Genomic DNA, 24659 nt, shown 5'->3' on the forward strand with positions numbered 1-24659 from the left:
ACTACCGCGTTCATTATTGATCAAGACGATAATCCGTCGCAAATCAGTGGCACGGTGTAGTCTTCTGCCTCGAAAATGATCGTTGTGTCCGGTCGTGTGGTGAAAACAGCCCGCATTCCGTCACCTTCGCGATAGATCGCCCAACACTTTGGTTCTGGATCGCCATCGTAACGGAAGCAAATATCGCCTTTGCTTTCGTACCAGACCCCGCGCGTACAGGTGCCATCCCCTGGCGACCATAGCACCCGACGGCCTTCAAGGTATTGTTCCACGCCGAAACCCGGATTGCCTTCGGTGCCGAAACTCACGATCCGGCCCGTGACATGGGCATCAAATTCTGCGGCTGTCATTGGGCTTTCAGCGATTGAGGGGGTCGCCAGAGTGGCGAACAAAAAGACGATAGATCGCATAGTCATTGTCCAATGATGCGTTTTGATCAGCCTATCACGGCGTCGGCGTATCTTTCCAGTGCTGTACGCGGGGATCCATCACCTGACGCCAAAATGGCGGGAACAGCGCCAGAACGGCCATCACGGGCAACGATCTAGGCAGAATTGGCCCATCTGCAGGCATCGCCAGCATGGGATAGGGCCGATAGGGATGTGCGTGATGGTCCGCATAGCGCGGCGCGTACTGCATCATCCCTGACGCAAACCAATGTGGCGCATTCCAACTGTGCCGATCCCCAATCGGTTCCAGCCGACCCGCGCTGTCGCGGTGCCGCAGCAAACCGTAATGCTGGACGTAATCGCACAGTAACAATTGTTGTTGTGCGAACACCGTTAACCCCACGTACCAGACAAGCCCTGTGATGCTACCGACCGCATATGCCCCCACCAAAAATATAAACGCACCAAGGGTATAGGTTACAAACGGCGTTTCGAGGAAAGATCTTTGGACATGCTTGAGCCTACGCGCCTCGGCCATATAACCTGCGGTGACTGCGCCAGCGTAGGCACGACCCAAATACCGATAGTAGCTTTCCCCCAGACGCGATGTACTGGGGTCATCCCGCGTCCCGATAAATCGGTGATGGATCAAAAGATGTGCGGAAACGTGATGACCGAAAAGCAACGAAATGTAGGTCCACACCCCAAGCCCGAACAGGTGTTGTTCGCGTCGATGGATCAGTTCATGCGCATTGGCATTGCTGACCTGACCAAAGAAAATGCCGCTAGCGACAAACAGACAGATTTTGTCGATAGTCGTCAGCAAATCCCCAGCAAGCGCCCAGACGACAAGCGGCACGAGCCCTAGGTGGATAACGGCAAGGCAGGCCGACAACCGGTCTGCTGTCTGATTTTCATCCTCGGGCAATGGTGCTGCCACCCGCCCGACAAGATGATCCAGTCCCGCCACCATCAAGGTCAAAGACAGGACCGCCATGACCGGCCAAGGGCCAGCAAATACCGCCGAGATGGCGATCAAGAACGCGGGAAGGCATGTCGTAAGTACAAAAAAGGCCATGCCGACCTTCAAAACACAAAGGTCCTAAATCGGGGTGAACGCACCGTCCCGCGCACTCTATCCGAACATTTTTCCACGCATCGGCACCAAACACTGCGCCTTAGGCGATTTACATGTCGTTTTCGCGTAGCGACGCCCGCCGCGGACCAGCTATGCATGATCAACACTTGCAAGGGGACGGACCATGGCGCTGGACGACAAAAAGGGCGTTTGGAAATCAGGCAAAGGCAAAGGGCGGCACACGCCCAAAGGCAGGCAGCTCGACGATCAGGCGTGGGAAGAGGTTCGCGCGCTGCTCGGTGATCGTCCGCGTCGATCCGATTTGTTAATTGAATTCTTACACTTGATCCAAGATGCCTACCGGTGCCTTTCGGCTGCACACCTGCGCGCATTGGCTGAAGAACTGCGGATGTCGCAGGCGGAAGTTTACGAAGTTGCAACTTTCTATGCTCATTTCGATGTCGTGAAAGAAGGCGAAGCCGTCCCCCCCGCACTAACGATCCGCGTCTGCGATTCCTTGTCTTGTGAACTGGCCGGTGCCGCTGCTTTGCAGAAAGCGCTTGAAGATGGCTTGGACGCAAATGACGTCCGCGTTCTGCGCGCGCCCTGCATGGGACGTTGCGACACCGCGCCTGTGCTTGAAATTGGTCATAATCACATCGACCATGCGACTTTGGAAAAGGTCGAAGCCGCGATCACAAATGACGATACGCACGCGCATATTCCGGATTATGAAACCTACGCGTCCTACGCTGCATCAGGCGGTTACACCGAACTGACAAAGCTGCGCGACGCCGGTAACTGGGAAGCCGTCCAAGATCAGATCCTTGAAAGCGGTCTGCGCGGGCTTGGCGGGGCGGGCTTTCCGTCCGGTAAAAAGTGGGGCTTTGTGCGCGCCAATGAAGGCACTCGTTACCTTGCCGTGAATGGCGACGAAGGCGAGCCGGGCACCTTCAAAGATCGCTACTATCTTGAGCGCACACCGCATCTTTTCCTTGAAGGTATGTTGATTGCCGCTTGGGCGGTCGAAGCTGAAACCTGCTTTATCTATATGCGGGACGAATATCCGGCTGTGCTGGAAATCTTGCGCCGTGAGATCAAAGCGTTGGAAGATTCGGGCGTTGTCGCAAAAGGCTATATTGATCTGCGTCGCGGTGCCGGTGCTTACATCTGCGGCGAAGAATCCGCGATGATTGAAAGCATCGAAGGCAAACGCGGCATTCCGCGCCATCGCCCACCTTTTGTGGCGCAGGTCGGTATCTTCAATAAACCGACGTTGGTTCATAACGTCGAAACCCTGCTTTGGGTCGCGCGTGTGGTCCGTGAGGGCCCAGAATGTCTGAACGCGACAGAATTGAACGGTCGCAAAGGGTTGCGGTCCTATTCGGTTTCGGGTCGCGTGAAAAATCCGGGCGTGCATGTGTTGCCCGCAGGATCAACCATCACCGACATTATCGCGGCGGCAGGCGGGATGATGGATGGTCATACGTTCAAAGCCTATCAGCCCGGCGGCCCGTCTTCCGGCCTGTTGCCTGCATCCATGCATGACGTGCCGTTGGATTTCGACACGCTGCAACCTTATGGCACCTTCATCGGGTCAGCCGCAGTCGTTGTTTTGTCGGACAAGGACAAGGCGCGCGATGCGGCGCTGAATATGTTGCGGTTCTTTGAAGACGAAAGCTGTGGCCAATGCACGCCGTGCCGCGTCGGTTGTGAAAAGGCCGTAAAGCTGATGCAGGCGGACACGTGGGATCAGCCATTGCTGGACGATCTGTGTACCGCGATGACGGACGCAAGTATCTGTGGCCTCGGTCAAGCCGCGCCAAATCCGATCAAAATGGTGATGAAACACTTCCCAGACGAGGTGTAAGCGCAGCTTCACACGGATACGGAAATCGCCCTGCCCCTTTCCCTTCGGGCATGGGCGTATTAGGTGAGGAACATCAACGTTTCCAAAGGCTGTCGCATGGCGTTCTTCAAAAAGCTCAAAGACCGGATGTTCAAGTCGTCCGCAAAGATTGACCAAGGTCTGGATGCCATTGTCAGTGATGGTGGCGAACAAGAAATAGTCACGCCCGAAGATGTGGTACAAGCGCCAACTGAAACGCCAGAACCCGTGGTTGAAGCGACTCCAGAACCCGCGGTCGAACCAGTTGTAAAGCCTGAGGCTGAGGCTGAGGCTGAGGCTGAGGCTGAGGCTGAGGCTGAGGCTGAGGCTGAGGCTGAGGCTGAGGCTGAGGCTGAGGCTGAGGCTGAGAGCATCACGCCTTCTCCGGCTCCACAAGCCCCTGCGCCATCAATTACCCTGTCGACGGAAATCTCGCCAGTAGCACCGTTGCTGGAAGAAACTGTCACGGATGTCCCTGAAAAGAAATCCGGTCTTTTGGGACGGCTTTTTGGCGGGGCTGAAAAGAAAACCGTTGTCCGGCGCACGCTCGACGATGACATGCTCGAACAGCTCGAAGAACTGCTGATCAGTGCGGACATGGGGGTCGATACGGCCCTGCGAGTAACCGCAAATATGGCCGAAGGGCGGATCGGTAAGAAGCTTTCCGTCGATGAAATCAAGGCGCTCATGGCGTCCGAAGTCAGCCGGATCATGGAACCTGTCGCCCGCCCAATGCCGCTTTACACCCATAAGCCACAGGTGGTTCTGGTCGTTGGCGTGAACGGGTCAGGCAAGACAACGACAATCGGCAAACTGGCTAGTCAATTTAAGGCGGCAGGCAAATCGGTGGTCATCGCAGCGGGCGACACGTTCCGTGCGGCCGCAGTCGAACAATTGCAGGTCTGGGGCGATCGCGCGGGCGTGCCTGTGCTGACCGCACCTGAAGGATCCGATCCGGCTAGCCTCGCGTTTGATGCAATGACAAAGGCGGAAGCCGATGGCGCTGACCTGCTGATGATCGACACGGCAGGACGTCTGCAAAACCGCAGCGACCTGATGGAAGAACTGTCAAAAATCGTCCGCGTCATTCGCAAAAAAGACCCCGATGCGCCGCACAACACGCTGCTCGTCCTTGATGCGACGACAGGTCAGAACGCAGTCCAACAGGTCAAGGTTTTCCAAGACCTCGCCGATGTGTCCGGACTTGTCATGACGAAACTCGACGGGACAGCAAAGGGCGGTGTTCTAGTGGCACTTGCCGACCAATTTGGTCTGCCAATTCATGCCATCGGCGTTGGTGAACAGATCGACGATCTGGCCCCGTTCGACCCCGACGATTTTGCAAATGCGCTTGTCGGCATCGAAACCGCTTAACTTCTTTTGGTCTTAAATATCTCGGGGGGCCGCAGGCGGGGGCAGCGCCCCCTCACCGGCTCGCCGCAGGCGCAAAGTAATCCGTTCCGCGCAGATAACCAGCAGCCTGTGCGGCAGCGGCCCAATCTTGTTCGAACATCGTCTCGCCCACCAGAACCCAGCGGTCCGCAGGGTGGCCAGCAGACACGGCAATCGCTTTCATTCGGTCACGCATTGCTGACCACGTCAAATGCGGTGCCGGGGCATCATCGATACGGTCCAAACCGTCAATCTGTGTCACATCAATGCCTTTGTGCGCTAAAGCAACACGCGTCGTGTTCTCGAGCGACGCCAGCTTTTCGGTCACCACATCGGGGACAATTGCCCGCGCGCTCGGCTTTCCCAAACCATTGGTCGAAAACAGAAATCCGACCAGATCGTGCCCTGTGCTGGCGCGGATGCCTGCGTAGGTTTTATAGGGCAAGCCCAGTTCTTTCGCGCGCTTTACGCGCAGACGTACCACCTCGATCGGGAGTGTTGGCAAGAGCTGCCGCCGTGCCTTGCTCCACGCGTGTTTGCGCCACGCAAGACCGGATTCCATTGACGGTCCGTTGTTATGCCCCAGACCAGCGATCATGCGTATTCTTGCAGCCGCGCGACATAGCGGGCCATGGTATCGACTTCGAGATTAATCGCATCGCCCACTGCCACATCGCCCCATGTCGTCGCGACCTTTGTGTGCGGAATGAAATTAACGCCGAACACCGCCCCGTCGACTTCGTTCACAGTCAATGACGCACCATTTAATGTGACCGAACCTTTTGGCGCAATGAACCGCGCGAGGTCTTCAGGTGCGCGGAACTGGACCCGTGTGCTGTCGCCTTCGTCATGCATTGCGACAACTTCGGCCACGCCATCCACGTGTCCCGACACGATATGTCCGCCCAGTTCGTCCCCGACCTTTAACGCCCGTTCCAGATTCAGGCGATGCCCTTTGGACCACGTTTTGCGGCCGATATTCGTCGCGGCCACGCTTTCAGCTGAAATTTCAACATCGAACCAGTTTTGCGGATCGCGGCCCAGCGCGATAACTGTCAGGCATACCCCGTCGCAGGCAATCGACGCCCCGATGTCGATCCCGTTGATATCGTAAGCGGTGCCAATCCGCGCCCGCAGGTCGCCGCGTTGTTCAACCTCTAAGACCTGACCAATATCCGTAATGATGCCAGTAAACATGGGGCGTCCTTCTTTTTACGTGTTATACGAGAGTTAGCGCCACACAGGCCGACAAACAAGCGCAAGCCGCATTGACAGTGCCGCCATATTTTCGCCAGACAGATGCTGGATACGTAAACGTAACCATTTTTAGTTAGCATGTTTCCCGTGACCGACCCTACAAACCGCCATTTCCTGTTCCTACAAGGACCGCACGGCCCCTTCTTTCATCGGTTGGGGGTGATGCTGCGCGCTGCTGGCTGTGATGTGTCGCGTGTTGGATTTAATGCAGGTGACCGTGCTTTTTGGTTCGGCAAACCAGGCTACATCCCATTTCGCGAAAAACCCGAGGATTGGGATCAAACGCTAACGGGTATTCTGCAGGATCGGCAGATCACGGATATCGTTCTCTACGGGGATACACGGCCTATTCACGCGCAGGCGGTGGCGCTTGCGCGGTCCAAGAATATCACCGTCCACGTCTTTGAAGAAGGCTACATGCGCCCTTATTGGGTCACCTACGAACGCGGTGGCACCAATGGCCATTCCCGTCTGATGGGTATGGACGTACCGGACATGCAAAAGGCGCTCGCGCGGTCTGATCTCGAAGTCCCGACACCGCCTGCCCATTGGGGCGACATGCGTCAGCATGTTTTCTACGGCGCGCTGTACCATTGGTTTGTAATGTTCCGGAACGGTGAATATCGCAACTTTACCCGCCACCGCGAATTGCCCGTCGCGATGGAGGCGTATCTTTACACTAAGCGCCTGTTGCTGATGCCGATTATTGCACTGGATCGTCGGATCGCATCAGCGCGGATCAGGCATGGCGGCTTTCCTTACCACCTTGTTTTAATGCAATTGGAACATGACGCCAGTTTTCAAAAACATTCCCCGTTCAATCGCATGGGTGAGTTTATTGATGTCGTTATGGATGGTTTTGCGACAGGTGCGCCGCGTCATCATCACCTTGTTTTCAAAGCACACCCTTTGGAAAATGACCGCTCGCCGGTGCGGAAACTGATCCGTCAGGCCGCCAAGAAACATGGTGTGCAAGATCGTGTGCATTACGTGCGGGGCGGAAAACTCGCGCGGCTTTTGGATCAAGCCCGCACTGCTGTTACCGTAAATTCGACGGCGGGCCAGCAGGTTCTTTGGCGCGGGATCCCGTTGAAAGTATTCGGGCAGGCCGTTTATTCGAAGCCGCAGTTTGTGTCTGAACAACCCCTTTCGGAATTCTTCGCAAGCCCTAGCCGCCCCGATAGCAAAGCCTACAAAGACTATCGTCGTTACCTTTTGGAAACATCCCAAATCCCGGGCGGTTTTTATTCCGCACGCGGGCGTCGCCAATTGATGCGGCAAGTGGTCGATATGATGCTGGCAGCAGAAGACCCCTATGACGCGCTGAAGGCTGGCAAGAACCCACCGCGCCAGCCCTTGCGGATCGTCAACTAAGCCCCACAATACCTTGTGGTCGAAAGGTCCGTCGCGGCTGAAAAGCCACAGTTTTGCCATACAACATGGACCTTTTCGGACCTGTATCTGGTTTTCGAAGCTGCTTTCGCCTAGCCTGACAGCAATTACAAAGGCCTGCCGCCAAAAGGTGGGCCACGAGGCAGAATAATAATAGGTCGAGGAGACCAAGCAGTGAAAACCCTGACATTGCGCCTTGCGAAGGGCGTTGCCATCGTCGTGACTCTTGGCTTTGTGGCGTCTTGTGGCCTGCCAAGCTCTGGTCCAAACAAAGCTGAAATCTTTTCCGGCTCCGTTCTTGAACAAGGCGACGCCTTTATCTTGACCGTTGATGACCGTGTGAATGCGATTGCATCCGTGACCCCTGCCCTTGGGTTTGCCGCAAGTTTCCGCAACGCGTCGACCCTTGGGTCCGATACAATCAGCCCGGGCGATGTGCTTGGTTTGACGATCTGGGAAAACGTTGATGACGGCTTGTTGGTCCCAACCGGCCAAAACGCGACTGTGCTTGAAGAAGTCCAAGTCGACGGTTCAGGCTTTATTTTCGTCCCTTATGCGGGCCGCATTCGCGCAGCTGGCAACACACCAGAAGCGGTACGCCGGATCATCAGCGAAAAACTATCTGACCAAACACCGGACCCACAAGTTCAGGTGCGTCGCCTCGCAGGTGATGGCGCGACCGTTGCGATTGCCGGCTCCGTAAACGCACAAGGCGTCTATTCGATTGAACGTCCAACCCGCACATTGGCTGCCATGTTGGCGTCTGCCGGTGGTGTCAGCATTCGTCCTGAGATTGCACAGGTGACTGTCGTGCGCGGCAGCCATTCCGGTTCGATCTGGTTTGAAGACCTATACGATCACCCTGGTCACGACATTGCCTTGCGGTCCGGCGACCGGATTTATGTTGAAGAAGACAGCCGTACATTCACCGCGCTGGGTGCCACAGGTACGCAGACCGAAGTGCAGTTCGAATCCCAAGCGATTTCCGCGATTGAAGCGATTGCCCAAGTCGGCGGCCTGTCTACGACGCTTGCTGATCCAACCGGTGTGTTTATTTTCCGTAACGAACCACAGGAAATTGCCAACCAGTTGACCGGCCGCAACGACCTGATCGGCACACAACGCGTCGTCTATGTCCTTGACCTGACACAGCCAAACGGCGTGTTCATGGCCCGTGACTTTGCGATCCGCGACGAAGACACTGTCTACGTTACAGAAGCGCCGTTCAGCCAGTTTAACAAAACGATTGCGGCACTGACTGGTTCACTTTCAGCGGTCACTGCGCTCGATTCTGCCAGCACCACGCTGACCGGCAACTAAACATGACGTCCAATGCTGGACATGCCGCCGCAGAGGACACCCCTTTGCGGCGGCTTTACGTTTATAACGGCGGGTTTCTGACGCAAAAGCGCATCCGGCGGATCATGACGCTGTCCGGTTATGACATCACATTGGGCAAACCAAGCGATGGCGATCTGGTCGGCGTTTGGGGCAATAGCCCGACGTCCCATCGTGGCGAAGCAGTCGCGGCTTGGACTGATGCCCAGATGGTGCGTGTCGAAGATGCGTTCTTGCGGTCGGTGCGCACGGGTCGCGACGGCGACGATCCCATTGGGCTGCATATTGATACAAACGGTGTTCACTTTGATCCGGCCACCAAGTCTGATCTTGAACTGTTGCTCGCCGAACACCCGCTTGACGATACCGCTCTGCTCAACCGTGCCAAATCTGCGATTGAGCGTCTGCAAAAACTGCATCTTTCGAAGTATAATGCATTCGATCCGGCCACCCCTGCCCCGGATGCGGGATATGTCGTGGTCATCGACCAGACGAAGGGCGACGCGTCGGTCAAAGCGAGCAACGCCGATCTGAATACCTTCCGCGAGATGTTGTACTACGCGCAAGAAGAACATCCCAAAGCCCAGATCATCATCAAAACCCATCCGGAAACAGCAGCAGGCCACCGTGAAGGGTATTTCAAAGACACCGACTGTACGGACCGGATCACATTGGACGACACGCCGATGTCGCCCTACGCGTTGTTTGAAGGCGCGATCGCCGTTTATACCGTGTCATCGCAGATGGGTTTCGAAGCCATTCTGATGGGCCACAAACCCGTTGTGTTTGGCCAGCCTTTTTACATAGGTTGGGGGTTGACCGACGACCGGCAGCCGCTTGATCGCCGGCAACGGTCACTGACCAAGGCGCAGCTTTTTGCGGCGGCCATGATCCTTTACCCCAAATGGTTCGACCCGTTCCGTGACCGGCTTTGCACGCTCGAAAACGCGATTGATACATTAGAAGCGAAAGCCCGCGCTTGGCGTGAGGATCACGCCGGGTGGGTGGCGTCCGGGATGCGGATGTGGAAGCGTAAGCCCCTACAGGCAGTGTTCGGACACGTGAAACCTGTGGTGTTCGCAGAGGGACAAGATGCTGTTTCGAAAGCAGAAACTGACGGTAGACGCTGCATGTCATGGGCCAGCAAAGTATCAGAAGACATGGGCGACGTCGTGCGTGTTGAAGATGGTTTTTTGCGGTCGCGCGGGTTGGGCGCCGACCTGATCGCGCCGCTGTCGTTAGTTTGCGATGACTTGGGCATCTATTACGATCCGACACGCGAAAGCCGTCTGGAACGCATCATTAACACGCAGACTGCATTGTCCGATGCGGAACGGGATCGCGCGGTTCGACTGATCAAATCGCTCAACACCGCTGCCCTTTCGAAATACAATACAGGCACGGCGGCGTTGCCGACTGGCCTGCCTGCTGGCCGTCGCATTCTGGTGCCCGGACAGGTCGAAGACGACGCGTCGATCAAATTGGGCGCCGGAAACATCAAGACGAACCGCGATCTGCTTATTGCGGCGCGCAACGCGAATCCAGCGGCTGTCATCCTTTACAAACCGCATCCGGATGTAGAGGCGGGTCTGCGCGCCGGTTCCATTCATGACGCGGGCGACTATGCCGACGCGATCTTGACGGACACGAACCCGATTTCCGCTTTGTCGATGGTCGATGACGTTTGGACAATGACAAGCCTGCTTGGGTTCGAAGCACTTTTGCGATCAAAGAACGTCATTTGTACGGGCATGCCATTTTACGCCGGCTGGGGCCTGACCGATGATCGCGGCGTCCCTTGCCCGCGGCGGACGGCCTGCCCCGATCTAACGGCGTTGGTCCATGCCGTCCTGATCAATTACCCCCGCTACTTCGATCCCGTAACCGGGGGGGCATGTCCGGTCGAAGTTGTCGTCGAACGTCTGGCCAACAACGACATTCCACCACCGTCGCGTTGGAACAGAACCATCGCAAAGCTACAGGGGGCGGTCGCAAGTTATGCCTACCTTTGGCGTTAGCTTCGGTCCCAAGATGACAACACGTCATCACCGATGCGCCGCGTTTCGATCAAAGAAAACCGAGCCGCATCAATAAGGTGCGAGACATCCATGGGCGCGACCGCCGGAGTGCCATCGCCACCGATGACCTTGCCGGCCTGAAATACTTCAAGGCGATCCACTAAATCCGTGCGCAACAAAGAAGCCGCCAGTCCACCGCCGCCTTCACAAAACACGCGGGTGATGCCACGGGCCGACAGTGCTTTCATCGCGTCGTTCAGGTCGAGCCTATCGTTGTGGAGCCCACAAGGCAGGCTTTCCGCCCCCATCGCCGTAAAATCCGCCGGATCGACCGGACCGTGACACAAAAGGACCGGGCTGGTTTCGGTGTCTTGGAACAGGCGTGACTCTAATGGGAAATTCAGGTCAGATGAAACAATCACACGCGCCGGTTGGCGACGCGACCCCATGCCCCGAACGGTTAACTGCGGATCATCAGACCGCATTGTTCCAGCACCGACCATGACAGCATCGTGGCGCGCGCGCATGCCATGAACCGCAGTCCGTGCAGCGGGGCCCGTGATCCACTGGCTTTCGCCGGTTCGGGTGGCGATCCGTCCGTCCAACGTAACCGCAAGTTTCAAGGTTAAGAATGGGCGTTGCTTCAAAACACGTTGAAAAAAGCCTTGATGGTCGCGATCTGCCTCGGACTTTAGGATGCCGGTTTCGATTTGAATTCCTGCGGCTTTGAGCATTGCAATGCCGCGTCCGCTGACGCGCGGGTCAGGGTCTCCGGTCGCGATAACGACTTTAGCCACCTTGGCGTCAATCAATGCGTCGGCACATGGCGGCGTTTTGCCGTGGTGCGCGCAAGGTTCCAACGTGACATAGACGACCGCACCCTTGGCCGCGTTACCGGCTTCGGCTAAGGCCGCAACTTCAGCATGTGGGCGCCCGCCGACCATTGTCCGGCCCCTGCCGACGATGCGACCGTCACGTACAATGACGCAGCCAACTGCAGGATTAGGCCAAACCTGACCTTGGCCACGCCGCCCCAATTGAAGGGCGAGCGACATATATCTTTCGTCGACTTTAGAGTAGGTCACGTGTCGGGCAGGTTATCGGGCCGCAGTTCGCTCACAAACTTGTCGAAATCGTCCGCAGCCTGGAAATTCTTATAAACACTCGCAAAACGCACGTAAGCGACGGTATCAATACGCGCAAGACTTTCCATGACGATTTCACCAATGGTCGTTGATGGAATATCAGTTTCACCCATGCTTTCCAATCGACGCACTATACCGCTTATCATTTGGTCCATACGTTCCGGTTCAACAGGGCGTTTTTGAAGCGAAATGCGGATCGAGCGTTCGAGCTTATCACGGTCAAAGTCTTCCCGACGTCCGTTGGACTTAATCACCACAAGATCGCGCAATTGCACACGTTCATACGTCGTAAAGCGCCCGCCGCAAGCAGGGCAAAAACGGCGACGGCGAATTGCAACATGGTCTTCGGCCGGACGTGAATCCTTCACCTGGGTATCGACGTTTCCGCAAAATGGACACCGCATCTTGATCCTCGTTCTCTGCACATCGTGAGTGTATCGCCCACTTATCCACAGGTACTATAGGTCACCCGCTAAACTTTGGGTAGTCTCCTTTTTCAAACGCTTCATGTTGATCTAAATGGGCTTCACGATGGCGGGCCTTCCTGGTTGTTAGCAGCGATCTTTCATCAGAATAACACTTGAACTTGTAAACAAGCGAAGATTTCTACGGGACCTAGCAACGACAATTCGATCGGGCCCGAGCAACCTACCAACGCTAAAAAAACATGACTTCAGATGGCGATTTACGATGCGACGTGATTTCTTCAGTTACGGTTTCAGCCTCACTTTGGATGAGCCTCACGTCGACCTTACCGATAGTGGGTAGCATTGTGATCCGCCGCGCAAGGGTTCCGCCAACATCTTCAAACTCTAGTGGGATACTCTCATTTCCCAAATACTCGCGGGCAAACGCAATATTGCGCGCGCCGACATCGCCTAATGCGGCATTCATCTTGCCGCCTCCGTATAAGCGAGCCTTCATTGATTCTTTACTCGCTCCAGCTTTCAATAGTTCGTTCACCAACAACTCCATCAAAAACGCACCATACTTTACGTTACTTGCGGAATCGCCGTTTCCCCCGGGCAAAAGGAAATGGTTCATGCCACCAATTTCAGCCTTAACGTCATAAATACAGGCCGCGATACAGGACCCCAAAACGGTAGTCAGTTGATCTTCAGCCAAAGATGAAACCGAGTATTCGCCTTGAACGACACTTTTGATACTCATACTGTCTCCAATCCAGAAACTCCCCACTAAGACGCAAAATTAGATGAAGCTATTTTCAACCTTCAGCAAGGCGCTTCGCCAACCATCTTTGCCAAGCTATTCCAGCACTTTTTTCACAATCTCGAATAGTCGCCGCCAAAGTTGGTTTGATAAACTTCCGCAACCAAACATCCCTTAGATTTCCCGATGGATAACCGACTTATCTTTCAGGTAAAAACCATTGAAATAACATACACGACTTCGGAATCTGAATGAGGCCCAAGACATTACGCGCTTAAATTCAAAGCCGCCCAACAACTTGCTCGATACATGCCTTGAGTTGCTGGGTCGTAAATGGCTTTTTTATCATGTTATTCATACCCAACGCTTTTCCTTTTGCGACTATCTCCGCAGTCGGCTTTCCGGTGATAAGGATAAAGCCTACACCCTTTGTGAGGCGGTTAGAACGTAGCTTCGCTAACAATTCCAATCCATCCATGACGGGCATATTCATATCAGACAGAACTAAGTGCACCGGCTGCTTTCCGATCCTCTCAAGGGCCGATTGACCGTTATTTTCGGTCGTATTGTTCCATATTTTCATCTCCTCTAGGGATTGCACGATCAAGCCTCGACTAGTTGGCATATCATCAACAACCATAACTTTTAATGCATCGCGTAGCGACATTTCGGACCCCTTCAAAGATTGCCTTTTGTTTTTTCAAACGCTGTTGTGCCAATTTTTTTAAAATGTTTCTCCGCAACACCGGATAGTCGTTCTGCCTGCCCAAGAAATAGGACGCCGCCATCTTTGATCCGGCCATGGAACTGCTTCCAAAGCCGGTCTTGTGTCGCACGGTCAAAGTAGATCACGACATTTCGGCAGAATATAAAATCAAATCCTTGGACTTCTGCTCCGATGTTCATCAGATTAATATTGCAAAAACTAACCCGGCTCCTCAATTTGGGCTTAATCTCAAATTCGCCCAAGCGCAGTCGGCTTTGACAAAAAAGATCGCCTATTCTTGATCCGTCCAAATTTAGAGTTTCCTCTTTCAAATATTGACCTGACTTTGCCTTACGGAGCATAGATTCGTCGACATCGGAAGCAAGAATGTCGAAATCCACATGGGGAAAAACTGAACATAGTTTGTCCAAGACAAGTGCGATCGAGTACGCTTCCTGCCCCGAGGAGCAACCTGCGGACCAGATCCTAAAGTGCGTTTTTTCCGCAGTTAACTCGCACTTCCGAGCTATGACGTTACGCAACAACTCAAAATGGTGGCCTTCGCGAAAGAACGAAGTGACGTTTGTCGTGAGCAACGAAATAAAGTGCTTTTCTTCATAACCACCCACTTCGAGGGATCCAAAATATGCTTCGAAGTCCGTCGCACCGACCAACCGCATACGCCTAGCTATTCGAGAATACAACAATTCGGTTTTGGCTTCACTTATGGTCAAGCCGATTTCATTCTTTGCGAAACCTGATACCTTTTCGAAATCTGATTGGCTGAATTCTATATCGTTGGAAACTGTAACAGATCTATCAGATCGCATTTTCAAGAACTTCTTGGTGTGCGAGGAGAACGTCAATATCCACAATGCGCGTCATGTCATCTCCATTTGTAATAACGCCCCGTACCAAGTGGTTAATCGTCCCAGAGTTCATCTTTGGAGCCTCTTTAATGTCCTCATTCGTTACTGTCAGAATCTCCGAAACTGCATCGACAAGAAAACCCACCATCTTCGTTTCAAAGCTGGTAATTATTATTACATTTCTCTTCGTAGGTGATATAGGATCGAAACCCAACTTAACAGCGAGATCTACAATTGGAATTACGGCCCCTCTTAAGTTAACAACCCCCAAAACATAGTTCGGAGAGTGCGGTAACATCGTGATCGGCTCCCACCTTCTAATTTCTCTTATTCTGTCAATTTCAATGCAGAAGCTTTGTTTTCCAACAATAAGTGAAATGAATTCTAAAGAGAAACGTTCCATTGCGTTCACCTGCCCGTCAAGCATGCGTCACCTCCATCATACCCACCGCTTCTTGGCCTTTGAAATCTACACCTTTACTAGGAACAGAATCAGCAATTCCATCGGGGTCTATGATCAAGGCGATCTTCCCGTCTCCCAAAATGGTGGCTGCCGAGATCCCAGGAATCTTCCCGTAGCTACCCTGCAAGCTCTTGATAACGACCTGCCGCTGATCTGAGATTGAATCGACAACAAATGCGCACTGAGAAAGTTTCTCGGTTCTTACCAGCAGTAATACTTTGTTTGATAGCGGTTGAGCACGCTCTAGCTGACCAAGCGCAATCGCCACGTCAACGATCGGGACATATTCCCCCCGAACACGGAGTATTGGATTACCGTCCCCAATTTGGAAGATCTCTGACGCTTTCGGTTGAATCGTTTCAATTATGCTTGAAACCGGAACGACCATAGTTTGCTTGCCGACGTCCACTACCATGCCGTCCATAACAGCCAACGTCAGTGGAAGATTAATAGAGAATGTGGAGCCATTGCCAGGAATGCTAGAAATTCCAATTCGACCACCTAATGCGGAGATGGCAGTCTTGACGACATCCATCCCGACGCCCCGCCCCGACAGGTTTGTCACCTCTTTCGCAGTGGAAAAACCAGGTGCAAACAACAGTTGGTCAATCTCACCATCGGTGAGTTCAGCTTCCTTATTCACAATACCTTTTTCAACTGCAATGTTTTTGATTCTTTCGCGATCAAGACCTGCACCGTCATCTGTGATTTCGATAAGGACGCTGCCGGACCGATGTTGCGCGGACAGCGTCACGGTTCCTGAAGTGGGCTTACCGGCGGCTAACCTACGTTCTTCATCCTCGATACCGTGATCAATAGCATTTCGGATCATGTGGGTTAATGGATCACTCAACCGTTCTACCAGCGTCTTATCTACTTCAGTTGCCTCGCCTTGCGTCACCAATTGCACTTTCTTACCCGTCGACGAAGTCACCTCTCTGACAATACGTGCCATGCGTTGGAAAAGCGGCTTAACGGGCTGGGCGCGAATTGCCATAACACCTTCCTGAATTTCGCGTGCCAAATGCTTGTAATCTTCAAGGTCCACTTGAATATCATCCGACTTTCCAAGGCCGGCGTCTTGAATTCGCTGCGCGATAACCGATTGATTGATGATGAGTTCACCAACGGAATTTATGAGGCGATCGACCCGCTCCAGGTCAACGCGCAATGTTGCCTTTGCTTCGCGATTGTTGCTCGCAGCTGCGCTTTTAGCTATTGGAATCTGTTCTTGTGAGTTCCCTGTACCTACATCTTTTTTATGGTCTTCCTCTACAATTCTGGAGGGAGATATCACAATTGGCTCAGCAGCACTTTCGACCGGCGTTTGATCCGGTGCACTGAGCCGACGAGTAATCGTAATTTCACAAAGGTCATCGACGAAGCTGAAAACTGCGGAAATTACATCTTCGTTCTCTGCAGTTTTGAGGCTCAGTCGCCATTTGAGATAGCTCGATTCCCAATCACCTTCTTCCAGATCATCCGGCACATTGGACGCGTCAGCAACTAAACTCAGGTCCCCAAGCCCCTTCAGCGCACTGAATAGGTGCTGAGGTTCGTTACCGACTTCATAGAAATTTCTGGTAGGCGCGAATTCGATATCGAAACCATCCGTTCGCACTTCGTCAATCTCCGCAGGACCTGGGATATCAAGGACCATGGGCTCGAAAGTGAACTCTTCTTCAGGTTCGTCTTCTTCAATCAAGAATTCGTTCAATGCCGTTGTCGCCGTATCAACAGCGGCCTGATTGATCTCTGTCTCCATTCTGGCCGCGTCGATCAGCTCGATCAGGACATCGCCGGATCGTAGCAAAACGTCTGTCAGTTGTTCGTTGATCGTTAGAGTTCCAGATCGAACCGCGTCGAGAACCGTTTCGAATTTATGCGCAAACCCAACGAGGTCCTCTAATCCGAATGCCCCGCCTGATCCCTTAATCGAATGAACGGCACGAAACACTGCATTTACGGTTTCATTATCGCCTGTACCGTCAGCAATATCGTTTAATCCATCGGTTAATGCGTCGGAGAGGTCCTCGCATTCTTGAAAGAATATATCGCGAATACTGTTGCCACTCATGTCATGCTCCCGTGACACGTTTCAGGGCAGAAATAAGAGACACATCGTCAAATGGTTTTACAATCCACCCCGTCGCGCCTGAATTGCGCGCGCGTGACTTAAGGTCATCGCCGCTTTCCGTCGTTAGAACGAGAATGGGTACACGGTTATTTACATCACCTTTTCGAATTGAGGAAATGACGCCGAAACCGTCCATGTTTGGCATATTGATATCTGTAATGACAACGTCGGCATTTGCATCTTGAAAAGCCTTCACACCGTCCACGCCATCATCTGCAGTCGTCACATCAAACCCGGCACCGACAAGTGTCTCTGTCAGCAAATGTCGAATTGTACGGGAGTCATCAATGGCCAGTACCTTAATTGTCATGAGAAATCCCTTCCATATTGACCATTTGAGTAAGGCCTAGGTTTTCCATCGTGGTCACAAGGGGATCCGATGGGGATGCAATTTCGAAATCGTGGCCATCATGTGACCAAGTTTTTGCAGCCATCACAAATAGTTGCGCTGCGATCGTGTCCATCTTGGTTACGGCTGATCCATCAAATGTAACGGAATTCCCTCTATTTGCCTTGAGCGCATCAAAAATGGGCCCACATGCCGCAGCGCGCATATCCGCAGGGAGAACAAGGAGATCATCGAGAGTCGGCATTCAGGCTTCATTCCCATCACTTCGTTGAATCAAGTGGCACGAACCACGGTCAAACGAATAGCAGTTAGAGAACTAACAAACGGTGAAGCGTCGCAAGATAATTGCGGTTTGAGAATGCAGAGCTTAATTCAAATCGTCGAGCTTAGGCCGTAAGTGACGTGCACCGCCGAGGCTTAACGAGAAAGATGCGCGACAACCGTCCTTTGATGCGCAAGGTCGCGATGTTCGAAAAGGTAAATACCTTGCCACATTCCCAAGCGCATTTTGCCATGTGTGACAGGAATTGATAATTGCGTCGGCACCATCGCTGCTTTGATATGCGCTGGCATATCGTCCGGCCCCTCGTAGGTATGGGTCAGGTAGGACATCGACGGATCGGTCGTTGGCGGCACCAAGCGCGAAAAGAAGTTCTGCAAATCCAATTGTACTTCTGGATCAGCATTCTCCTGTATCAGCAGGCTGGCAGATGTATGTTGGACCATCAACGTGAGCAGGCCGGTGCCGCTAACCCATCGTGCGACGTCGTCTGTAAATTCATACAATCCAGGGCCGCGTGTAGAGATGGAGAAGTCGGTCTGCAAAGCACCCTCACGTCAGTCGAACAGACGGTCGCCTTGTTGGTCAATAACCTGTTTGGCCTTCGCCTGCGATGCGGCGACAGCCGCTTCGAAGCCTTCTAACGTATCAGCGCGGATCAATTGGTGTGACTTCAGTTCGCCGTTCACGTCTTTTTCAATACGCGCGGCGATGCGGAACCGTTTTCCGTCTTTCATCGGTTCCGCAAAAATTCGGAAACCGTTGTATTCTTCGGCGACGGGCCCCTTCGGAGCACCGCCACCAAATAGCTTTGAAAACAAAGACATCTTATTGATCCAAGAAGGACCGCAGTTTACGCGACCGGCTTGGGTGCTTCAGTTTGCGCAGTGCTTTCGCTTCGATCTGGCGAATACGTTCGCGTGTCACGCTAAACTGTTGACCAACCTCTTCCAGGGTGTGGTCTGTGTTCATCCCGATGCCGAAACGCATCCGCAGAACGCGTTCTTCACGCGGCGTAAGCGACGCCAGCACACGTGTTGTTGTCTCTTTAAGGTTCTCTTGAATCGCAGAGTCCAAAGGCAAAATCGCGTTTTTGTCTTCGATGAAATCGCCAAGCTGTGAATCTTCTTCGTCGCCGATTGGCGTTTCCAGAGAGATCGGTTCTTTTGCGATCTTCATAACCTTGCGGACTTTTTCCAAAGGCATCTGCAGCTTTTCTGCCAATTCCTCTGGTGTCGGTTCGCGACCAATTTCGTGCAACATCTGGCGGCCGGTCCGGACCAGTTTGTTGATCGTTTCGATCATGTGAACCGGAATACGGATTGTACGGGCCTGATCCGCGATAGACCGCGTAATGGCCTGACGGATCCACCATGTCGCATAGGTCGAGAATTTATAACCGCGGCGGTATTCAAACTTATCAACCGCCTTCATCAGGCCAATGTTACCTTCCTGAATAAGATCAAGGAATTGCAGGCCACGGTTCGTGTACTTTTTCGCAATCGAAATCACGAGACGCAGGTTCGCTTCGACCATTTCTTTTTTGGCCTGACGCGCTTCTTTTTCGCCCTTTTGAACCTGCTGCACGATGCGGCGGAATTCAGTGATATCGACACCGACATATTGGCCGACTTGCGCCATATCGCCACGCAGACCTTCGATTTTGTCAGTCGAGCGTTCGATCAGCATCTGCCAACCGCGACCAGCCTTCTGACCCATTTCTTCGAGCCAGTTCGGGTCAAGTTCACGACCACGGTACGCGTCAACGAATTCGCGACGGTTAATACGCGCTTGGTCAGCGAGTTTAACCATAGAGCTGTCAATTTGCATGATACGGCGGTTGATGCCGTACAGCTGGTCAATCAGGGCTTCGATCCGGTTGTTGTGCAGGTGAAGTGAATTCACCATTTCAACGATTTCAGAGCGAAGTGCCTGATATTTATCTTCTTCTTTCGCCGAGAACGATGAATCTTCGTTCAATGTCGCAGACATCCGCGCGTCTTGCATGTCAGACAACATCGCGAAGTCACGGGCGATGATTTCCAGCGTTTCAAGCACACGTGGCTTTAGCGCAGCTTCCATCGCGGCCAATGACATGTTGGCCTGATCTTCTTCATCGTCGTCGTCGTCTTTTGCGATCGGGTTGCCATCAGCGTCCAGCTCTTGCGCTTTTTCGCCTTCAGCCGGTTTGGCTGCGGTGTCGGTACCCGGCGTCACAACCGCAACGTCGTCGTCGCCATCTTCGCCCATCGTGTTACCGAAGGTCGTTTCGAGGTCGATCACATCGCGCAGCAGGATGTCTTCGCTCAACAATTCGTCACGCCAGATCGTGATCGCTTGGAATGTCAGTGGGCTTTCGCACAGCCCGAGGATCATCGTATTGCGGCCCGCTTCGATGCGTTTCGCAATCGCGATTTCGCCTTCACGTGACAGCAGTTCTACGCTGCCCATCTCGCGCAGGTACATCCGAACAGGATCGTCCGTGCGGTCAAGTTTTTCGGCTTCAGCCCCACCAAGCACCAGTTCGCGCGCGCCAGCAACGGTGGCAACTTCGCGTGATCCCTGATCGGTTTCTTCGCTTTCTTCTTCTTCAGTAACCTGAATGCCCATTTCAGACAGCATCGACATCACGTCTTCGATCTGGTCCGACGACACCTGATCCGGCGGCAGCACCGCGTTCAGTTGGTCGTATGTGATGTAGCCACGTTCACGGGCGTCCGCGATCATCTTTTTGACCGCGGCTTGGCTCATATCTAAAGAGCCATCATCCTGGTCGCGATCTTTGCGGTCGTCGTTATCCTTAGCGGCCATGGGCGGCTCCTTCAGAGTCGTGTCGCGGGCAGGTCAGCCCGAAAAGTGATTCGCATGATTCGGTTAAAATCGAATCAACGAGGAATTTGGGTGATTCGCAACCACATCGGGCGCGATTTATTGTCGTTGTTGCGCTGAATTCAGTGCGAGATCAGGATCGTGTCCCTTTTCCAGGGCGCGCATTTTCCATGTTTTCCAACAATTTATCAAAAGCGCTGCGTTCGTCTTTGTTCAGCATTGATCCGTTTTCTACTTTTACAAAGTCCGCTGTGTCGTCGGTGTCGGGGCGTACGGAGGTGTCGATCGACTTTGCAGCCTGCGACAGCCGCCATGTCAGGCCTTCATCCACTTGGCCCTGCATTTCTTCCATACCGTCACGCAATTCGCGGTCATGGCCCCGTTTCGCGGCCAATTTCCCGAGTTCTTCACCCAAACACATCGCAGCAATTTCAACTTCACCCGCGCGGCGGACCGCTGGGCTGATCTTCACGTGGGTCTGGGAAAATAGCTTTTCAAGTGGCCCTGCTCCAACTTCTTGAAAGATTGCTTCTTTGATGTCGTCGGCCTCTGCATGACGCAGAATGACGTCACGCAGCATCGCGTGATCAGGGTCCGCGCAATCCATCCGTTCGATCTGGTCTTCGAATGTAATAATCACAGATGGCGTCGCAATCAGCGTCGCCAAAATCACCGCTTCGCGCAGGTGTTCGGTGCGCGCGGCCCCTGCCCCAAGCGCCGAAGATTTGTTCGACGCAACGGGGCTCATCTGGTTTTGCCAAGGCACACCTTTCGTGAACGCCTGCCGCTTGCCAGGCACATATTGCGCCTTTTTCGGTTTGAACAACGCCCAGCGCAGTTCTTTGATGGCTTCCCCATAGTGTGACCGGATGGACGGGTCCTGAATCAGCTTAATCTTTTCGCGCAACGCCTTATCAAGCCCTGCTTTGCGTTCCGGACTGTCGAAAACCTTACCTTCGGTTTCGCGCCGCCAAAGCAACTGAACCATCGGGATCGCCTGATCCAACAGGGCCTGCATCGCGCTGGCCCCTTTCTGTTTAATCAGATCGTCAGGGTCCATGCCTTCGGGCATCAAGGCAAAGCGCAGCGACTGCCCTGCTTCCAGCAAAGGCAGTGCAATATCAATGACGCGCATCGCAGCCCGCAAACCCGCCGTGTCGCCGTCCAAGGCGATGATGGGTTCCGGTGCCATGCGCCACATGAGGCGCAGTTGGTCTTCTGTAATGGCGGTGCCAAGTGGGGCGACGCAAGACGGGAACCCCGCCTCTGACAATGCAATCACATCCATGTAGCCTTCAGCCACAATCAGCGGAGTACCTTTGCCAGCCGCTTCACGCGCGGGACCGTGGTTGAATAGTGACCGCCCCTTATCGAACAGAGGCGTTTCAGGAGAATTGTAGTATTTGGCCGGATGGTTCGGATCCATTGCCCGCCCACCGAAACCAATGGCGCGCCCGCGTGCGTCGCGAATGGGGAACATGATCCGGTTGCGGAACCGGTCATAAGGCGACCCGCCCCGATCACTTTCAGCCGCAAGACCCGCTGACATGACCAATTCCAACGGGACATCTTTTCCCGTCAGGTGCCCCATCACACCGCCGCGTTCCGGCGCGAAACCAATTTCCCATCGCGCCTGCGCATCAACAGACAGCCCGCGCCGTTCGAGGTATTCGCGCGCCGCAGCGGCCGCGCCGGTCTTCAGCTGGAGTTTGTGCCACTGCACGGCCTGCTCCATCACATCAACCAGCTGTGTTCGCTTGTCGGCCTTTTCTTGGGCGCGTGGATCGCGTGCGGGCATCGTCATGCCAGCTTCACCTGCCAGAATCTGAACAGCCTCCATGAACGACACGTTTTCTGTTTCGCGTACAAAGGAAATCGCATCACCTTTGGCGTGGCACCCGAAGCAATAATAAAACCCTTTGCGATCATCGACATGGAAGCTCGCTGATTTTTCCTGATGGAACGGACACGGCGCCCAGAAGTCACCTTTACCTTGGTTCGACTTACGGCTGTCCCACATGACTTTACGCCCGACTACGTCACTAATGGACAGTCTGGTACGTAGTTCATCGATGAATCCGGGGGGTAAGCTCATATCCTTTTTATCACCAAATCCCTCGGAAGAGTCGAGGACAAGCGTATCAATTTTATCGTAAATGATTCTCTAACGAGTTAGCTGCAAGGAGCCGACGCATTGCGCGTTTATGGACAATCAAACCCATCTTAAAAAACCGTTTCCAAAACTGTAACCAATCGAAAATTTGCCCCAAATGATCCGTGAAAAAACTTCGCGGTACCGCAGACGTGCATCCCCCTTATTTACAGGCCATTGGATAAACTCGGGTAAATCGTGACACGGTTTCGCCACATTTCAGGTCCGTTCGCCACATTTCAGCCAAAGATGCTGGTCTAAAACATCACCCATATTGCTGTCGCACAGGCAAAAGGCGTGGGGACCGATCGTTTTGTGCAGCTTAACCAGGGAATACGTTCATGCGCCAACTACCCAACTGCGATGACCGCAGAAAGCTTGCCGCCAGAAGGCAAGATATCATCCGGAACTTTATATACCGTGAGGACGGCTCTTTAGTCGTATTCGCATTGTTCCTCATTCCAATGATGCTGATCTTGGGCGGTATGGCCGTCGACTTCATGCGTTACGAAGGTAAACGTGCTGTCATCCAAGACACTGCCGACCGCGCTGCTCTGCTCGCGGCGAACCTAGAGTTCACGAACGTGGGCGAAGGTGCTGCAGTTGTCGAAGACTACTTCGCCAAAGCTGGTCTCGACGAGTACTTGGACGGCCCTGCCATCGTCACCGAGAGCATTAACAACCGGACGGTAGAAGTGAACGTGGCCCAGCCAATGAACACATTCTTCCTGAACATGGTTGGTATTGATCAGATTGACGCATCCGCGCACTCTGTCGCCACCCAAGGTGTTGGTAATGTCGAAATCTCCCTGGTGCTCGATATCTCTGGCTCAATGCGTAATGCGACGAAAGACGCAGACGGTAACGCTACCGGCTTGACCAAGATGGAAGCGATGAAAGCTGCCGCAACAACGTTCGTAAACACTGCCCTTCAGGACAGTAACCAGGACCGCGTTTCGCTGTCGCTTGTGCCTTACTCTGAGCATGTGAACATCGGACGGACATTGTTCGACCGCCTGAACACAGACCAGAAGCATAACTTCTCGCATTGCGTCGACTTTGACGATGCTGACTTCGGCGTGTCCGGGATCGATGCCGGCCGTACCTACAGCCAAGGTCAGCACATTGATCACTGGTCAACAGGCAGCACGATGCACAGCCCGAACTGCCCTAGCGAATCCTACGAGCAGGTGACTGCTGTTTCTCAGGATCGTGCGGCATTGGTTGCGCAGATCGCTCAGTTCCAACCAACCACTCAAACGTCGATCTTCCTCGGCATGAAGTGGGGCCTGGCACTGCTTGATCCGTCAACAAAAGCGCTGGTATCACCTGATGTTGACGGCGCTTTCTCTGGTCGCCCGGTTGCCTTTTCGACGGACACCGTAACCAACGACACACGTAAGGTTCTTGTGATTATGACTGACGGTCAGAACACTGAATCCACACGGGTCAAACCAGAAATGTACACTGAACCAAGCCATTTTGCGCATTGGGGTCAGCGTCCAGTTCGCAACTGGAGAGACAACAACCTCTTCACAGACAGCCACAGCTGGTCCGAGTACACAGAGCAGCATTACACGAACTCTGAAGGCAACGCGCTTTTGGCAGCTTCTTGTGACGCAGCCCGTGAAGCCAACGTGCAAGTCTTTGCCATCGCTTTTGAAGCAGGCAGCAACGGCGAACAGGTTATGGCCAACTGTGCGACTACTGTGAACCACTACTTCAACACCAACGGTGATGACCTGAACGCTGTGTTCCGTGCCATTGCCGAACAGGTAACAGACCTGAGGTTGACACAATGATGACC

At 53.6% G+C, this 24659-nt stretch carries 23 protein-coding genes; 6 read left to right on the forward strand and 17 right to left on the reverse strand.

Annotated elements, in window-relative coordinates:
- Positions 1-20: 20 nt before the first annotated feature.
- Both K3729_13895 and K3729_13900 read right to left on the reverse strand, forming a co-directional pair.
- The gene (locus K3729_13895; protein ID UWQ98529.1) at positions 21-410 is read right to left on the reverse strand and encodes a hypothetical protein; all 390 of its coding nucleotides are present in this window, start codon (positions 408-410) and stop codon (positions 21-23) included.
- 34 nt (positions 411-444) lie between these two features.
- A complete protein-coding gene (locus tag K3729_13900) occupies positions 445-1467 on the reverse strand; it encodes an alkane 1-monooxygenase (GenBank protein ID UWQ98530.1) in 1023 nt (340 codons plus the stop codon).
- Positions 1468-1651: 184 nt separating this feature from the next.
- On the opposite strand from K3729_13900, the gene K3729_13905 reads away from it, so the two are divergent.
- Together K3729_13905 and ftsY are read left to right on the forward strand one after the other, a co-directional pair.
- The gene (locus K3729_13905; protein UWQ98531.1) at positions 1652-3337 is read left to right on the forward strand and encodes an NAD(P)H-dependent oxidoreductase subunit E; all 1686 of its coding nucleotides are present in this window, start codon (positions 1652-1654) and stop codon (positions 3335-3337) included.
- Between the two features lie 96 nt (positions 3338-3433).
- Positions 3434-4729, forward strand: a complete 1296-nt coding sequence (gene ftsY / locus K3729_13910) for a signal recognition particle-docking protein FtsY (protein ID UWQ98532.1) — start codon at positions 3434-3436, stop codon at positions 4727-4729.
- 52 nt (positions 4730-4781) lie between these two features.
- Here the strand turns inward: ftsY and K3729_13915 are convergent, their stop codons facing one another.
- Together K3729_13915 and K3729_13920 are read right to left on the reverse strand one after the other, a co-directional pair.
- Entirely contained in the window at positions 4782-5342 is a 561-nt protein-coding gene (locus K3729_13915; GenBank protein ID UWR01064.1) for a hypothetical protein, read from the reverse strand.
- Positions 5342-5944: a riboflavin synthase gene (locus tag K3729_13920; GenBank protein ID UWQ98533.1), complete on the reverse strand. Its 603-nt coding sequence runs from the start codon at positions 5942-5944 to the stop codon at positions 5342-5344. The genes K3729_13915 and K3729_13920 overlap by 1 nt, the downstream gene beginning before the upstream one ends.
- Positions 5945-6082: 138 nt before the next feature.
- On the opposite strand from K3729_13920, the gene K3729_13925 reads away from it, so the two are divergent.
- From K3729_13925 to K3729_13935, 3 genes are all read left to right on the forward strand, one after another.
- Positions 6083-7378 (forward strand): capsular biosynthesis protein, encoded by a 1296-nt coding sequence (locus tag K3729_13925; GenBank protein ID UWQ98534.1) that lies wholly within the window; start codon positions 6083-6085, stop codon positions 7376-7378.
- A 192-nt stretch (positions 7379-7570) separates the two neighbouring features.
- Complete coding sequence (locus K3729_13930; GenBank protein ID UWQ98535.1) at positions 7571-8716, forward strand: polysaccharide biosynthesis/export family protein; 1146 nt, start codon at positions 7571-7573, stop codon at positions 8714-8716.
- 2 nt (positions 8717-8718) lie between these two features.
- The gene (locus K3729_13935) at positions 8719-10752 is read left to right on the forward strand and encodes a capsular polysaccharide biosynthesis protein (protein ID UWQ98536.1); all 2034 of its coding nucleotides are present in this window, start codon (positions 8719-8721) and stop codon (positions 10750-10752) included.
- On the opposite strand, the gene ribD is transcribed toward K3729_13935, so the two are convergent.
- The 13 genes from ribD to dnaG form a co-directional block, all read right to left on the reverse strand.
- A complete protein-coding gene (ribD, locus tag K3729_13940; protein ID UWQ98537.1) occupies positions 10749-11807 on the reverse strand; it encodes a bifunctional diaminohydroxyphosphoribosylaminopyrimidine deaminase/5-amino-6-(5-phosphoribosylamino)uracil reductase RibD in 1059 nt (352 codons plus the stop codon). The genes K3729_13935 and ribD overlap by 4 nt on opposite strands.
- Before the next feature lie 26 nt (positions 11808-11833).
- A complete protein-coding gene (gene nrdR / locus K3729_13945) occupies positions 11834-12301 on the reverse strand; it encodes a transcriptional regulator NrdR (GenBank protein UWQ98538.1) in 468 nt (155 codons plus the stop codon).
- A gap of 253 nt (positions 12302-12554) precedes the next feature.
- Positions 12555-13067 carry a chemotaxis protein CheD gene (locus tag K3729_13950; GenBank protein UWQ98539.1) on the reverse strand — a complete coding sequence of 171 codons (513 nt, stop codon included), beginning with the start codon at positions 13065-13067 and terminating at the stop codon, positions 12555-12557.
- Between the two features lie 280 nt (positions 13068-13347).
- Positions 13348-13734 carry a response regulator gene (locus K3729_13955; protein ID UWQ98540.1) on the reverse strand — a complete coding sequence of 129 codons (387 nt, stop codon included), beginning with the start codon at positions 13732-13734 and terminating at the stop codon, positions 13348-13350.
- 11 nt (positions 13735-13745) lie between these two features.
- Positions 13746-14603, reverse strand: coding sequence for a protein-glutamate O-methyltransferase CheR (locus K3729_13960; protein UWQ98541.1), 858 nt, complete (start codon positions 14601-14603; stop codon positions 13746-13748).
- Positions 14593-15045: a chemotaxis protein CheW gene (locus K3729_13965; GenBank protein ID UWR01065.1), complete on the reverse strand. Its 453-nt coding sequence runs from the start codon at positions 15043-15045 to the stop codon at positions 14593-14595. Before K3729_13965 ends, K3729_13960 begins: the two co-directional genes overlap by 11 nt.
- 16 nt (positions 15046-15061) lie before the next feature.
- Positions 15062-17182, reverse strand: coding sequence for a chemotaxis protein CheA (locus tag K3729_13970; GenBank protein ID UWQ98542.1), 2121 nt, complete (start codon positions 17180-17182; stop codon positions 15062-15064).
- A gap of 1 nt (position 17183) precedes the next feature.
- Complete coding sequence (locus K3729_13975) at positions 17184-17552, reverse strand: response regulator (protein ID UWQ98543.1); 369 nt, start codon at positions 17550-17552, stop codon at positions 17184-17186.
- Positions 17542-17835 (reverse strand): STAS domain-containing protein, encoded by a 294-nt coding sequence (locus K3729_13980; GenBank protein ID UWQ98544.1) that lies wholly within the window; start codon positions 17833-17835, stop codon positions 17542-17544. The genes K3729_13975 and K3729_13980 overlap by 11 nt, the downstream gene beginning before the upstream one ends.
- Positions 17836-18008: 173 nt before the next feature.
- Positions 18009-18416 carry a secondary thiamine-phosphate synthase enzyme YjbQ gene (locus tag K3729_13985; protein UWQ98545.1) on the reverse strand — a complete coding sequence of 136 codons (408 nt, stop codon included), beginning with the start codon at positions 18414-18416 and terminating at the stop codon, positions 18009-18011.
- Positions 18417-18428: 12 nt separating this feature from the next.
- The gene (locus K3729_13990; protein ID UWQ98546.1) at positions 18429-18698 is read right to left on the reverse strand and encodes a hypothetical protein; all 270 of its coding nucleotides are present in this window, start codon (positions 18696-18698) and stop codon (positions 18429-18431) included.
- 1 nt (position 18699) lies between these two features.
- Positions 18700-20682: an RNA polymerase sigma factor RpoD gene (rpoD, locus tag K3729_13995; protein ID UWQ98547.1), complete on the reverse strand. Its 1983-nt coding sequence runs from the start codon at positions 20680-20682 to the stop codon at positions 18700-18702.
- A gap of 151 nt (positions 20683-20833) precedes the next feature.
- Positions 20834-22795: a DNA primase gene (gene dnaG, locus K3729_14000; protein ID UWQ98548.1), complete on the reverse strand. Its 1962-nt coding sequence runs from the start codon at positions 22793-22795 to the stop codon at positions 20834-20836.
- Between the two features lie 398 nt (positions 22796-23193).
- On the opposite strand from dnaG, the gene K3729_14005 reads away from it, so the two are divergent.
- Positions 23194-24654: a hypothetical protein gene (locus K3729_14005; GenBank protein ID UWQ98549.1), complete on the forward strand. Its 1461-nt coding sequence runs from the start codon at positions 23194-23196 to the stop codon at positions 24652-24654.
- Positions 24655-24659 lie beyond the last annotated feature (5 nt).

This window comes from Rhodobacteraceae bacterium S2214 (assembly GCA_025141675.1).
Taxonomy (GTDB): domain Bacteria; phylum Pseudomonadota; class Alphaproteobacteria; order Rhodobacterales; family Rhodobacteraceae; genus Yoonia.

Bases quoted from the DNA above. Each gene is read 5' to 3' on its own strand.
- K3729_13965 (UWR01065.1), bottom strand. From the start codon at position 15,045: ATGGAACGTTTCTCTTTAGAATTCATTTCACTTATTGTTGGAAAACAA.
- dnaG (UWQ98548.1), bottom strand. From the start codon at position 22,795: ATGAGCTTACCCCCCGGATTCATCGATGAACTACGTACCAGACTGTCC.
- K3729_14005 (UWQ98549.1), top strand. From the start codon at position 23,194: ATGCGCCAACTACCCAACTGCGATGACCGCAGAAAGCTTGCCGCCAGA.
- K3729_13920 (UWQ98533.1), bottom strand. From the start codon at position 5,944: ATGTTTACTGGCATCATTACGGATATTGGTCAGGTCTTAGAGGTTGAA.
- K3729_13980 (UWQ98544.1), bottom strand. From the start codon at position 17,835: ATGCCGACTCTCGATGATCTCCTTGTTCTCCCTGCGGATATGCGCGCT.
- K3729_13970 (UWQ98542.1), bottom strand. From the start codon at position 17,182: ATGAGTGGCAACAGTATTCGCGATATATTCTTTCAAGAATGCGAGGAC.
- ftsY (UWQ98532.1), top strand. From the start codon at position 3,434: ATGGCGTTCTTCAAAAAGCTCAAAGACCGGATGTTCAAGTCGTCCGCA.
- K3729_13925 (UWQ98534.1), top strand. From the start codon at position 6,083: ATGTTTCCCGTGACCGACCCTACAAACCGCCATTTCCTGTTCCTACAA.
- K3729_13950 (UWQ98539.1), bottom strand. From the start codon at position 13,067: ATGAGTATCAAAAGTGTCGTTCAAGGCGAATACTCGGTTTCATCTTTG.
- K3729_13935 (UWQ98536.1), top strand. From the start codon at position 8,719: ATGACGTCCAATGCTGGACATGCCGCCGCAGAGGACACCCCTTTGCGG.
- K3729_13975 (UWQ98543.1), bottom strand. From the start codon at position 17,552: ATGACAATTAAGGTACTGGCCATTGATGACTCCCGTACAATTCGACAT.
- K3729_13905 (UWQ98531.1), top strand. From the start codon at position 1,652: ATGGCGCTGGACGACAAAAAGGGCGTTTGGAAATCAGGCAAAGGCAAA.
- ribD (UWQ98537.1), bottom strand. From the start codon at position 11,807: ATGTCGCTCGCCCTTCAATTGGGGCGGCGTGGCCAAGGTCAGGTTTGG.
- rpoD (UWQ98547.1), bottom strand. From the start codon at position 20,682: ATGGCCGCTAAGGATAACGACGACCGCAAAGATCGCGACCAGGATGAT.
- K3729_13895 (UWQ98529.1), bottom strand. From the start codon at position 410: ATGCGATCTATCGTCTTTTTGTTCGCCACTCTGGCGACCCCCTCAATC.
- nrdR (UWQ98538.1), bottom strand. From the start codon at position 12,301: ATGCGGTGTCCATTTTGCGGAAACGTCGATACCCAGGTGAAGGATTCA.
- K3729_13900 (UWQ98530.1), bottom strand. From the start codon at position 1,467: ATGGCCTTTTTTGTACTTACGACATGCCTTCCCGCGTTCTTGATCGCC.
- K3729_13955 (UWQ98540.1), bottom strand. From the start codon at position 13,734: ATGTCGCTACGCGATGCATTAAAAGTTATGGTTGTTGATGATATGCCA.
- K3729_13960 (UWQ98541.1), bottom strand. From the start codon at position 14,603: ATGCGATCTGATAGATCTGTTACAGTTTCCAACGATATAGAATTCAGC.
- K3729_13990 (UWQ98546.1), bottom strand. From the start codon at position 18,698: ATGTCTTTGTTTTCAAAGCTATTTGGTGGCGGTGCTCCGAAGGGGCCC.